Annotated in this window: 10 protein-coding genes; 7 read left to right on the top strand and 3 right to left on the bottom strand. The window is 74.1% G+C overall.

Annotated features, from left to right (window positions below):
- The first annotated feature begins 288 nt into the window (after nt 1-288).
- Nucleotides 289-1,536 (top strand): aminotransferase class I/II-fold pyridoxal phosphate-dependent enzyme, encoded by a 1,248-nt coding sequence (locus ACZ69I_RS20960; protein ID WP_470833833.1) that lies wholly within the window; start codon nt 289-291, stop codon nt 1,534-1,536.
- The gene (locus ACZ69I_RS20955; protein ID WP_470833831.1) at nt 1,533-2,585 is read left to right on the top strand and encodes an MBL fold metallo-hydrolase; all 1,053 of its coding nucleotides are present in this window, start codon (nt 1,533-1,535) and stop codon (nt 2,583-2,585) included. The genes ACZ69I_RS20960 and ACZ69I_RS20955 overlap by 4 nt, the downstream gene beginning before the upstream one ends.
- A 7-nt stretch (nt 2,586-2,592) precedes the next feature.
- Here ACZ69I_RS20955 and ACZ69I_RS20950 read toward each other — a convergent pair whose 3' ends face one another.
- A complete protein-coding gene (locus tag ACZ69I_RS20950; RefSeq protein WP_470833830.1) occupies nt 2,593-3,210 on the bottom strand; it encodes a DedA family protein in 618 nt (205 codons plus the stop codon).
- On the bottom strand, nt 3,207-3,983 hold the full coding sequence (locus tag ACZ69I_RS20945) for an MBL fold metallo-hydrolase (RefSeq protein WP_470833829.1): 777 nt from the start codon (nt 3,981-3,983) through the stop codon (nt 3,207-3,209). Before ACZ69I_RS20945 ends, ACZ69I_RS20950 begins: the two co-directional genes overlap by 4 nt.
- A gap of 84 nt (nt 3,984-4,067) precedes the next feature.
- Between ACZ69I_RS20945 and ACZ69I_RS20940 the strand changes: the two genes are divergently transcribed.
- From ACZ69I_RS20940 to ACZ69I_RS20930, 3 genes are all read left to right on the top strand, one after another.
- Complete coding sequence (locus ACZ69I_RS20940) at nt 4,068-4,514, top strand: recombinase family protein (protein ID WP_470833827.1); 447 nt, start codon at nt 4,068-4,070, stop codon at nt 4,512-4,514.
- 179 nt (nt 4,515-4,693) lie between these two features.
- Nucleotides 4,694-6,844: an alkaline phosphatase family protein gene (locus ACZ69I_RS20935; RefSeq protein WP_470833826.1), complete on the top strand. Its 2,151-nt coding sequence runs from the start codon at nt 4,694-4,696 to the stop codon at nt 6,842-6,844.
- Between the two features lie 84 nt (nt 6,845-6,928).
- Nucleotides 6,929-8,347, top strand: a complete 1,419-nt coding sequence (locus ACZ69I_RS20930) for an amino acid permease (protein WP_470833825.1) — start codon at nt 6,929-6,931, stop codon at nt 8,345-8,347.
- A gap of 9 nt (nt 8,348-8,356) precedes the next feature.
- Here the strand turns inward: ACZ69I_RS20930 and ACZ69I_RS20925 are convergent, their stop codons facing one another.
- Nucleotides 8,357-9,988: a DUF6345 domain-containing protein gene (locus ACZ69I_RS20925; RefSeq protein ID WP_470833824.1), complete on the bottom strand. Its 1,632-nt coding sequence runs from the start codon at nt 9,986-9,988 to the stop codon at nt 8,357-8,359.
- A 423-nt stretch (nt 9,989-10,411) separates the two neighbouring features.
- On the opposite strand from ACZ69I_RS20925, the gene ACZ69I_RS20920 reads away from it, so the two are divergent.
- Together ACZ69I_RS20920 and ACZ69I_RS20915 are read left to right on the top strand one after the other, a co-directional pair.
- Nucleotides 10,412-11,212 carry an SAM-dependent methyltransferase gene (locus tag ACZ69I_RS20920; RefSeq protein ID WP_470833823.1) on the top strand — a complete coding sequence of 267 codons (801 nt, stop codon included), beginning with the start codon at nt 10,412-10,414 and terminating at the stop codon, nt 11,210-11,212.
- A gap of 201 nt (nt 11,213-11,413) precedes the next feature.
- A complete protein-coding gene (locus tag ACZ69I_RS20915) occupies nt 11,414-11,839 on the top strand; it encodes an OsmC family protein (protein ID WP_470833821.1) in 426 nt (141 codons plus the stop codon).
- Nucleotides 11,840-11,890: the final 51 nt, after the last annotated feature.

Here is an 11,890-nt window from a genome sequence, read left to right as displayed (position 1 = left end):
GCTTTGGGAGAGAGGAGGGGCGGTGGTGGGGGGGGGGAGTTTGTTTGGTGGGCCTGGGGGGGGCCGGGAGGGGGGGCCCGGGCCCGGCCGTTCTGGCCCCTCCCCGCGCCCCGTCCCCGGACCGGACGCACGTGCGGAACGCTCACCCGGCCGGAGGCCAGAGCGGGCGGGACGGGTGGGGTTCGCGTTGTGATGGAGGCGTACGGCGATGTCCTGGCCTGTCCCGGGTACGTACCGGCACGACGGGGCATGACCAGAACAGAGTCACGCGAGTGCACGGAGGTACGGATGAGGCGGACGGACACGGAGGGCCACGGCCCCGTCCGGTACGGGCCGCCCCCGCCGGAGCCGGGCCTCCCGGTCCTGCCCGAGGTGGCGGCGGCCGCCGCCGCTGCCGCGGGCCGCTCCCAGGCCGAGCCCCCGGGCGGCGGACCGGCCCTCCGCGACGCCGCGAGCGGCTACTGGACCCGGCGCGGCCTGCCCGTGGAGCGCGACCGGATCGCCGCCGCCCCCGGCGCGCCACCCCTGCTCCTCGCCCTCGCCGCGGCCGTCGGCGGCGACGTCCTGCTGCCCCGCCCCTGCCCGGCCTGGTGGGCGCCCCAGGCGCGGCTGCTCGGCAGCGGCGTCTACCACGTGCCCACACCCGCCGAGTGCGGCGGCGTCCCCGACCCGTACGCCCTGCTGGAGACCGTCCGCCGGGTCCGCGCCGAGGGCGGCAGACCCCGGCTCCTCGTGCTCTCCGTGGCCGACGACCCCACCGCCACCGTGCCGCCCCCGGACGTGCTGCACGAGGCCGTGGAGGCGGCCGCGGGGGAGGGCCTGCACATCGTCAGCGACGAGACCTGGCGCGACACGCTGCACCACCCCCACGACACCGTCCTGGTCGGCCCCGCCGAGATGGACCACGAGCGGGTGACCGTCCTGGCCGACCTGGCCGGGGCGCTCCTCCCGCCGGCGCTGCCCGCCGCCGTCGCCCGCTTCCCCGCGACCGACGCGGGCGCCGCCCTGCGCGCCCGCACCCTGGACGTCCTCACCGCCCTCGGCGCGACCCTCGCCGCCCCGGCCGCCGCCGCTGCCCGCTACGCACTCGGCGAACCGGACGAGATCACCGAGCGGCTCGCGGCCGCCGTCCACCTGCACGCGCGCGTGGCCGCCGCCGCGCACCGCGCGGTCCTCGCCGCGGGCGCCCTCGCCCGGCCCCCGCGGGCGGGCCGTCACCTCTACGCCGACCTGGGCCCCCTGCGGTCCGTGCTCGCCGCCCGCGGCGTCGGGGACGCGCAGGACCTGGAGGACTTCCTCACCGAACGGCTCGGCATGCCCGCGCCGGGCGCCCACCGCTTCGGCGACGACATCGACGCCCTGCGCGTACGGCTGTCCACCGGGCCGCTGCTCGGCTCGACCGGCGCGGAACGCCTGGCGTCGCTCGCCGCACCGGACCCGCTCGAACTGCCGCACGTGGAACGGGCGTTGCGGACGTTCGGGGCGGCCTTCGACGATCTCCGCGCAGCAGACCGGCGAATGGAGCCTCCTCGATGACCCAGCAGGCACAGCCGCAGGAGTACGGCAGGTCCCGGCGGCAGGCGGCACCGCGGCGGACGGCTGAGCCCGGCCGGCGGCCCGACCCCCTCGCGCCGCCGCGGCCCCCGGGCGTCAGACGGTGGCCGACGTCGTTCGCCGACCGGCTGACCGCGCCGCTGCCCGGCCTGCGCGGCCTCGCGAGGTTCGTGCGCGAGGCCGCGCTGCGCCCGCGGACCGAAGGACTCGCGGACATCCAGCGGCTGCCGTTCGAGCCGGGCCCGCTGCCCCGCGTCGACGCCCGGACCGTCGCCGTCACCTGGGCGGGACACGCCAGCTGGGTCGTCCGCATCGGCGGCCTCACCGTGCTCACGGACCCCGTCTGGTCCCGCAAGATCCTCGGCACCCCGGCCCGCGTCACCCCCGTCGGCGTCGCCTGGGACGCCCTGCCGCGCGTCGACGCCGTCGTCATCAGCCACAACCACTACGACCACCTGGACGCGCCGACCCTGAGCAGGCTGCCCAGGAACACCCCCGTCTTCGTGCCGGCCGGCCTCGGCCGCTGGTTCACCCGCCGCCGTTTCACCCACGTCACCGAGCTCGACTGGTGGGAGGGGGCCGAACTGCGCGGAGTGCGCCTCGACTTCGTGCCCGCCCACCACTGGTCCAGGCGGAGCCTCACCGACACCTGCCGGACGCTGTGGGGCGGCTGGGTGCTCACGGACGGACAGGGACAGCGGGTCTACTTCGCGGGCGACACCGGGTACGGCCACTGGTTCGAGCGGATCGGCGCCCGCTACCCCGGCATCGACCTCGCGCTCCTGCCGATCGGCGCGTACGAACCCCGGTGGTGGCTCAGGGACGTCCACTGCGACCCGGAGGAGGCGGTCCGGGCGGCGACCGACCTCGGGGCGCGCCGGATGGCGCCCATGCACTGGGGCACCTTCCTGCTCTCCGCCGAACCCGTCCTCGAACCGCTCACCCGGGTGCGCGCGGCCTGGGCCGCGACGGGGCGCCCCCGCGAGGACCTGTGGGACCTGCCGGTGGGGGCGTCACGGGTGCTCGCCTGAGGTCGCCTCAGACCGAGGTGTGCCGGACCCGGCGCCACACCGCGGGCGCCACGCTGATCACGACCGTCAGCCCGACCGCCACGGCGACGCCCTCCCACGGCTCCCTGAAGAGGGACCCGCCGAGGATGCCGATCAGCTGGTACGTGACCGCCCACGCCAGGCACGCCGGAACGTCGCCGCGGGCGAACCGGCGCAACGGCATCTCCGCCATCAGGCACGCCAGCATCACCGGAATCCGGCCCGCGGGCACGAGCCGCGACAGGACGAGGACCAGCACGCCGTGATCCTTCAGCTTCTCCTGCGCCTGCGCGAGCCGCTCCTCCGGCGCCCGGTCGCGGATCGCCGCCAGCCAGCGCGAACCGTTCTTGGACCGCATGCCGCGCCGCCCGAGCCAGTACAGGGCGACGTCCCCGAGGAACGCCGCGAACGCCGCGACGCCGAAGACGACGAGCAGCGCGAACGGCGACGTCTGATGGACGGCGACCACCGCAGCCGAGCTGACCAGCGCGCCCGTCGGCACCACCGGCACCAGCGCGCCGATCACCACGAGGAGGAACAGCGAGGGATAGGTGACCGCCTGTTGGGTGCTCTCCGGCGGCACCTGCGTGGCCGCGGCGAGTATCACCGGGCCACCTCCGGCAGCACGCTCTCCCCGTGCCCGAGCCGGTGCACCGTCACCCCGGGAGCGAGCCGGGCCGCGTGCCGGACGAACTCCTGGCCGGGCGCGTGGAACTCGTGGGGGCGCACGGCGTCCATGCCGATCGGCCAGTACGTGCCGTAGTGCACCGGGACCGCGCTGCGCGGCGCGATCCGGGCGAGCGCCTCGGCGGCGCGGCCCGCGTCCAGATGCCCCTGGCCCAGGTAGGGGCCCCAGCCGCCGACCGGCAGCAGCGCCACGTCGACGTCACCGACCTCGTCGGCCATCTCGTCGAACAGCCCGGTGTCCCCCGCGAAGTACGTACGCGCCTCGCCGTCCACGACGAAGCCCAGGGCGGGCGAGCGGTGCGGGCCGACGGGCAGCCGCCGCCCGTCGTGCAGCGCGGGCACCACGCGTACGACGACCTCGCCGACCGGGACCTCGTCGCCCGGCGCGACCTCCGTGAAGCGCAGGCCGGGCAGCCGCCGGGCCAGGCCGGGCAGGGCGCGGGCCGTCCCGCGCGGGACCAGCGCGCGGGTGCCCGGCGCGAGGCGGGCGAGCGAGGGAACGTGCAGGTGGTCGGCGTGCAGATGGGAGAGGAGCACCACATCGGCGACCGCCGCGCCGGGCGGTGGCAGCGCGCCCCTGCGGCGCCGCAGATGCGCGAGGCGGCGGGCGAACAGGGGGTCGGTCAGTACGCGGACGCCCGAGTCCTCGACCGTGCAAGTGGCGTGACCCCACCATGTGACCTCGACGGGCACCCGGTTCCTCCTTCGTGCGACTGTCTCCGAGCCTACGGCCAGGAGTAGGGTCGGCGGCCTACGGCGAGGGTGAGGGGAGACTCCATGGGAGAGGTCGTGGGCGCCGGGTCCGGCACCGCCGTCGGCTCCGCCGTCGTGCGCGCCGCGGCGATCGCCAGTCTGACACCCCTGGAGGAGCTCGACGCCGACCCCTTCCTGGTCGACTCGCGCAGCCAGCACGCGATGTGCGCGCGGTGGGCGGCCGCCCACGGGTACGTGATCACCAGGGAGTTCGTCGTACGGGGGCTGCGCGCCGACCACGCGATGCTGTGGGGCGACGTCGAGGCGGGCCTCGTGGACCTCTTCGTGGTGCCCAGCCGCAGGGTCCTCGAGCGGGCCCTGCGGTCCGCCGACGAGTTCACCGCCGAGTGCGTGCGCCGCGGGGTGCGGGTCGAGACGGCGGGGCTCGCCGAGCCCGCGTACGACGCGCAGATGAAGGCGCGGGTGCACCGGCGGCTGTCCATGCCGACCGCGGGCTACGACGGGCGCTGACGTCTTCCGCCGCTCCGCAGCGGCTCCGCCCCGCCCCACCCGCTCGAACTCCGCACCTCAGCCCCCGAAAGTGCCTCGCTGGTTCGCCGGGACGCGGGGCATGATCAAGGAAGTGGGGGCGCGTCGCGGGTTGTGACACGCTGGTGTCCGGTTCGGGGGGAAAAGTGAAAGGGCGAGGCGTGGGGCAAGGGCGATGGCGGAGAGTGGGCAGCGCGCTCTGGCGCGTGGTCGCCGTGTGGGCCGTCAGCACGCTGACGATGCTCGTGCTCGCCGGCCTCCTGCCGGACTTCAAGCTCCAGTCGGACAACGGCGACAGCGCCACCCGGATCGCCACCACCGCCGCCCTCGGCGCAGGGGCCTTCGGCCTGCTCTCCGTCCTGGTGTGGCCGCTGCTCGTGCGGGCGCTGCTGCTCGTGCCCGCACTCGTGCTCGGCCTGCTCGCCTTCTTCCTGAACGGGTCGCTGCTCCTGCTCGCCCTGAGCCTCATCCCCGAGGGGCGCGGTGAGGCGGGGGCGGAGACCGCCGTCGTCGTCGCCGCGGTGATGTCCGCCGTCGCGTCGGCCACCGGCGGCGCCCTCGCCGTACGGGACGACGACGCCTACCGCCGGCGGCTGTACCGGCTCGCCGACCGCCGCCGTCGCCGGGGGCCCGACGGCGCCCCGGGCCCCACGACCCCCGGCACCGTGTTCATCCAGCTCGACGGCGTCGGGCACGACGTGCTCACCCGCGCCGTCCGCAAGGGGCTCATGCCCACCGTCGCCCGCTGGCTGGGGGAGGGGGAAGGGGCGGGGCTCCCCACGCACCGGCTCACCCCCTGGCGCACCGACTGGTCCAGCCAGACCGGCGCCAGCCAGCTCGGCATCCTGCACGGCTCCAACCACGACGTGCCCGCGTTCCGCTGGTACGAGAAGGACACCGGCGAGGTCATGGTCAGCAACCGGCCCGCCTCCGCCGCGGAGCTGCAGCGGCGGGCCGTCCGGCGCACCGGCGACGGCGGCCTCCTCACCGTCGACGGCGCCAGCCGCGGCAACCTCTTCAGCGGCGGCGCCGAACAGCTCGCCCTCGTCCTGTCGATGGCGGCCCGCCGGGGCAAGGAGAACCGGTCGCGCGCCGGGTACTTCGCGTACTTCTCCGACCCCGCCAACGCCGTCCGTACCGCCCTCTCCTTCGTCGCCGAGGTCTTCCGCGAGATCGGCGAGTCCACCCGCGCCCGGTGCCGGCGGCGCCGCCCGCGGATCGGCCGCGGCGGCCTGTACCCGTTCATCCGCGCCTTCGCGACCGTCGTCGAGCGTGACGTCGTGGTCGCCGCCGTCATCGGCGACATGCTCGCCGGCCGCAGCGCGGTCTACGCCGACCTCGTCGCGTACGACGAGGTGGCCCACCACTCCGGGCCGACGGGCAAGGACGTCGAGAAGGTGCTGCGGCGCCTGGACCGCTCCCTCGCGCTGCTCGACCAGGTGGCCGAGCACGCGCCGCGCGCCTACCGGATCGTGGTGCTCTCGGACCACGGGCAGAGCCCCGGCGAGACGTTCCGCGGCCGTTACGGCCTCACCCTCGGCGACCTGGTCAGGGCCGGCTGCGGGCTGCCCGTGCCGCGCAAGGCACAGCGCACCCACAGCGGTGCGGAGGCCCGCTCGGCGGTGCGGGCCGCGCTGCGCAGGCCCGTGGAGGAAGGTGCCGACGAGCACCGTCCGGCCCGCCGCGCCGAGCCGATCGTGCTCGCCTCGGGCAACCTCGGGCTCGTCTCGTTCCCCGACGTGCCGCACCGCATGACCCGCGAGGAGATCGACCGCCGCCATCCCGCGCTGCTCACCACCCTCGCCAACCATCCGGGCATCGGCTTCCTCCTCGTCCGCAGCGCGGAGCGGGGCCCGCTGGTCCTTGGGGCGCGGGGCGCCGAGGTGTATCTGGACGAGGACCCGGGCCCGGCCGGCCTCGGGCCGCTCACCGACTTCGGGCCCGGCGCCGCGGACGCCGTACGGCGCACCGACGGCTTCCCGCACGTCGCCGACATCATGGTCAACTCCTGGTACGACCCGGAGGAGGGCGAGGTGCTCGCCTTCGAGGAGCAGATCGGCTCGCACGGCGGGCTCGGCGGGGCGCAGGCCCGGCCCTTCCTGCTCTCGCCGCTCGTGCTCGGCGACCCGGTGGCGGACGGCACGGAGCTGGTGGGCGCCGAGCAGCTGCACGGCGTCCTGCGCCGCTGGCTGGGGGAGGGCCTGGGGCCGGAGATCCCCCTGGCCATCCCCGTGAACGATTCCTTGTTCGACGCCCCCGACAGCACAGCTTTTACGGCGCCCGGCCGCGCCGCGCAGGACAAAACACACTGATTTGGAGCGGCGCCCGCCGTGCCCGACCATGGCTTCCGCCCGGCGATCCCGGGCGCCAGGGCACGACGAGAGGCGCACCACCCCATGCACGACACCGGAACCGTGGCACCGTCGGCTCCGGCCCCCGACCAGGGAGAATCGGCGCGGCCCTCCGACCCGGGGGCGCAGGACAGGCACGCCCGGCGCTTTGGCCTCCCGATCGCCACATGCCTCGTGATGGGGAACATCATCGGCGGCGGCATCTTCCTGCTGCCCGCCTCGGTCGCCCCGTTCGGCACCATCAGCCTCGTCGCGTTCGCCGTCCTGACCGCCGGTGCCATCGCCCTCGCGCTTGTCTTCGGACGGCTCGCGGAGCGTGATCCGCGCACCGGTGGCCCCTACGTCTACGCCCGCGCCGCCTTCGGCGACTTCGCGGGGTTCCTGGCCGCCTGGTCGTACTGGATCACCACCTGGGTCTCCAACGCGGCCCTGGCCGTCGCCGCCGTCGGCTACCTCGACGTCCTCGTGCCGGTCGCCGACCACAAGTGGACCGCCTGCCTGGCCGCCCTGGTCCTGCAACTCCTGCCCGCGCTCGCGAACTTCGCCGGGACCCGGTACGTCGGCGCCGTCCAACTGGTCGCCACCGTACTGAAGTTCCTGCCGCTGCTGCTCGTCGCGGTCGGCGGGCTGTTCTTCTTCGACAGCGCCAACCTCGGGCCGTTCCGGGCGAGCGGCGACAGCCCGACGGGGGCCGTCTCGGCGGCCGCCGCGATCCTGCTCTTCTCGTACCTGGGCGTCGAGTCCGCCGCCGTCAGCGCGGGCGAGGTGCGCGACCCGCGGCGCAACGTCGGGCGCGCCACCATCCTCGGCACCCTCGGCGCCGCCCTCGTCTACCTGCTCGGCACGCTCGCCGTCTTCGGGACCGTCGCGCACGACAAGCTGGTGACCTCCACCGCGCCCTTCTCGGACGCCGTCGACGTGATGTTCGGCGGCTCCTGGGGCGGCACCGCCGTCGCCGTCGCCGCGCTGATCTCGATGGTCGGCGCGCTCAACGGCTGGACGCTGCTCAGCGCCCAGACGCCGTACGCGGCCGCCCAGGACGGGCTCTTCCCGAGCGCGTTCGGCAAGAAGAAGCGCGGCGTGCCGACCGCCGGTGTCCTCGTCACCGTCGTCCTCGCCTCGCTGCTCACCGTCTACAACTACACGGCGGGCTCCGGCGGGGTCTTCGAGTCCCTGGTCCTGATCACCACGTTCACCGCCACCGTGCCGTACCTCCTGGCCACCGCCGCGCAGATCTACTTCCTGGTCTCCGGGCAGCGCGAGCGCGTCGTCCGCGGGCGCCTGGTGCGCGACGCCGTCCTCGCGGGCGTCGCGTTCGCGTTCTCGATGTGGCTCGTCGCGGGGTCCGGGTACGCGGCCGTCTACCAGGGCGTGTTGTTCCTCTTCGCGGGCGTGCTCGTCTACGCGTGGATGGCGGCCTGCAAGCAGCGGGCCGCCACCGTCAACGGCCGATCCGGTTCCTGACGTTCGCGACTACCGCGCGAGCGGCGCGACGACCCAGCGGCGGGTCTTGAACATGCTGCCCTGCGCGCCGATCTCGATCAGCTTGCGGGCCGCCGGGTAGGCCTCGTCGCCCTCCAGCTCGTAGCCGACCTCGAACGTGCCGGGAACGTCCGAGACCTGGGGCGGACGTTGCGCCGCCGCGCCCGGCGCCGCCGCGTCGGCGGTCTCCGCGGCGAGGTGCGCGAGCAGCTTGCGCTGTGCCCCGTCGAGCGCCTTGCGCGGGTCGCGCTCCAGCGGCGCCGCCGTGGCCTTGCCGCCCTTGGGCGGTGGCGGCGAGACCTCGGTGCTCGGCTCGCGGGTGACGCCGGTGGCCTGGCGGGTGGCGATCTGCGCCTGGACGGGGGTGCCGTCGTTGTCGAGGCCGACGCGGATGAGGCCGTGGCCCGGCGTGATGACGGGAACGCCGTCGAAGACCTGCCGGAACGTGACGTGGGTCTGCAGCGAGACCGGCCGCCCGATCTCGGAGCCGTCCTTCGTGCCGGAGTTCTGCATCAGGTCGTGCACGCTGTCGACGACCAGCTCGGCGCCCTCGGCGTAGCGCTCGGCGACGCCGCGCGCCATCTCGATCGCGCGGTCGGTGGAGAGCTGCTGGGTGTTGCGGTGGTTGGGCTCGGCGAGCCTGATCCAGCGGTTGCCCTGCGGGCCCGTGGAGATGACGCGGTCGCCGGAGGTCGCGCTGAGCACGCCGAGCCGCTCGACCTGGACCTCCTGCAGCGCCGCCGACGGAATGTCGGCCAGCTGCCCGAGCCTGCTGAGCTCAGCGCCCGGGTCGCGGGGCGCCAGCTGCACGATCTCCTGCCGGCCCGGCAGCTGGGTGAGCAGCTCCCGTACGCCCTGGCGGGCGTAGTACCAGCGCCACGCGTACCAGTTGTCCGGCACGTGGTCGCGGTAGAAGTTCCGCTCGGTGTTGAGGCGGTTGGTCGCCTCCGCCTGGGTGGAGCCGACGGCGCACACCGAGGGTGCCTGGCCGTGGTAGATGTCCCAGCTGGCGTTGAGCCACGCGTCGCAGTACGTCTGCCCGGCCCGCCACTTCTCCCAGAACTTCTTTCCGTAGTCGCCGCTGTCGATGGAGGTGGTCTCGAACCCGAAGATCATCCGGAAGCCGATGTTGGGTCCGGCCCAGGTGCGGATCGGGGAGTGGCCGCCGGTGACCTTCAGCGAGTCGCAGGTCGACCAGAAGACGTAGTTCGCCTTCTCGTTGCCGAGCGCCATCCGGTTGGAGATGGCGTCGCTGCGGCCGTCCCAGACGGCGCCGAGCGGCGCGAAGAAGACGCCGTTGCCGTCCATGCCGCCGTGGCCCGAGTGGTAGACGGCGACGACCGCGTCCATGCCGTAGCGGTCCTGCCAGTTGTCGTACGTCTCCTCGTACGCCCACACCTGCGCGCCGCCGTCGGCGAACCAGAAGTTGCGGTCGTAGAACTGCTGGAGGTACGCCAGCCAGCCGGTGGCGTCCTCGTGCGTGTGGTAGAGCGTCGCCTGGTTGACGAACTTCTGGATGCTGAAGGCACCCCACCAGCCGAAGGTCGAATCCCGGTCACCGGCCGCTCCCGGCTTCTCCGGTTCGAGTGGAGAGGGACCGCGGTCCGAGTAGTTGATGCGCATGGCCATACCCCCTGAGACGATCTCCTCGCTCCCTGCGCGAGGGGGCCTCAAAGTGTCACCGCGGACGCGCCTTGCCCAGTTGTCATTCCGGCCATAGGCCCCCTGTCACGGACCTGTTCCCGCACCTCAGAGGCCTCTGTGGCGCGGCGGCGCACACAACTTGTTCGTATCGGCCGACGCGCACCTGCGGCCCCCGCTCGAACACCACCGGGACCACGCTCCGCCTTGCGCGGCCCGTTTTCACCCCGGGGGTCCACCGCGTCGGAGAACCCGGCTTCCTCGGGGGAGCGGGTGGCTTGTTCGGCACGGTGCGGGGTCGCTCTCCCCGGCAGTGCGCGGCCCGGCCCCTCCCGGCTGCCGGCACCCGGCCCGTACGGCGTAGCGTCTGCAGTTCAATGTCGGTGGTGAGGAGCGGAGTTGCCCATGCACAGCGCGGAGAGTCGGATCGATACGTCGACCGCACATTCGGCCCGGGTGTACGACTACATCCTGGGAGGCAAGGACCACTACCTCGTCGACATCGAGGCCGGCGACGCCATGTGCCAGCACTGGCCGGCGCTGCCCGTGCACATGCTGGAGAACAGGCGGTTCATGCACCGCGCCGGGCGCTACCTCGCCCAGGAGCAGGGCGTCCGGCAGTTCCTCGACATCGGCACCGGCCTGCCCACCGCCCCCAACCTGCACGAGGTGGTGCAGGGCGTGGCGCCGGAGTCCCGCGTGGTCTACGTCGACAACGACCCCATCGTGCTGGCCCACGCCCGCGCCCTGCTGCAGAGCTCCCCCGAGGGGGCGACCGCCTACGTCGACGCCGACATGCACGATCCCGACGCCATCCTGGACAGCCCCGAGTTCCGCGCGCTGATCGATCTGGACGAGCCGGTGGGCCTGATGGTCATCGGGATCCTGCACTTCATCCTGCCGCCGGACGACCAGAGCCTGGTCCAGCGGCTGCTCGAACCGCTGCCGTCGGGCAGCTTCCTCGCGCTGACGATCGGCACCGCCGACTTCGCGCCCGAGGAGGTCGGCCGGGTGGCCGAGGAGTACGCGCAGCAGGGCATGCCCATGGTGCTGCGTGACCTGCCGACCGCCACGTCCTTCTTCGACGGGATGGATCTGGTCGACCCGGGCGTCACCCAGGTGCACACGTGGCGTCCGGGCGCCTTGCAGGACGGCGTCGACGACCGGGCGATCGCCATGTACGGGGCGGTGGCCCGCAAGCGCTGAGAGCCCGTCTTTGAACCCCCGTCTGCGCCACGACGACGGGCAGGTGCCGGGCGGCGGTCGGGGAGGCGAACGACGAGCACGCCGGTTCCGCGACGCCGTGGCCGGTCGACGATCCACTCGTGCCCCGATTCCGCCCGGAGTGTGATCGGATGGCGGAGACGGAACCTCCGATCACACAACCGCACTGAAGGGAACTGCATCGTGGCAACCACGCGCTCCGCGCACACGGTCTGGGAAGGCTCTCTGGCAGAGGGCTCGGGCAACGTCACCTTCGACTCCTCCGGCATCGGGGAGCAGGCGGTGTCCTGGCCGTCGCGCGCCGAGGAGGCGAACGGCAAGACCAGCCCGGAGGAGCTCATCGCCGCCGCGCACTCCAGCTGCTTCGCCATGGCGCTGTCGCACACACTGACCGGCGCGGGCAACCCGCCCACCCGCCTGGTCACCTCCGCCGACGTGACCCTGCAGCCGGGCACCGGCATCACCGGCATCCACCTCACCGTCGAGGGCACCGTGCCCGGCATCGACGAGGCCGCCTTCGTCGAGGCGGCCGAGAAGGCGAAGGGCGGCTGCCCGGTGAGCCAGGCCCTGGCGGGTACGACCATCACGCTTTCGGCCAAGCTGGCCTGAGCGCACGCGGATCGACGACGCCGCCACCCCGTTCGGGGTGGCGGCTTTGTC

It is taken from the genome of Streptomyces sp. NPDC036815 (genome assembly GCF_055609205.1).
The sequence above is the reverse complement of the archived record's forward strand: the minus strand, read 5'-3'. Positions and strand labels throughout refer to the sequence as shown.

Bases quoted from the DNA above. Each gene is read 5' to 3' on its own strand.
- ACZ69I_RS20960 (WP_470833833.1), top strand. From the start codon at position 289: ATGAGGCGGACGGACACGGAGGGCCACGGCCCCGTCCGGTACGGGCCG.
- ACZ69I_RS20955 (WP_470833831.1), top strand. From the start codon at position 1,533: ATGACCCAGCAGGCACAGCCGCAGGAGTACGGCAGGTCCCGGCGGCAG.
- ACZ69I_RS20940 (WP_470833827.1), top strand. From the start codon at position 4,068: ATGGGAGAGGTCGTGGGCGCCGGGTCCGGCACCGCCGTCGGCTCCGCC.
- ACZ69I_RS20930 (WP_470833825.1), top strand. From the start codon at position 6,929: ATGCACGACACCGGAACCGTGGCACCGTCGGCTCCGGCCCCCGACCAG.
- ACZ69I_RS20925 (WP_470833824.1), bottom strand. From the start codon at position 9,988: ATGCGCATCAACTACTCGGACCGCGGTCCCTCTCCACTCGAACCGGAG.
- ACZ69I_RS20920 (WP_470833823.1), top strand. From the start codon at position 10,412: ATGCACAGCGCGGAGAGTCGGATCGATACGTCGACCGCACATTCGGCC.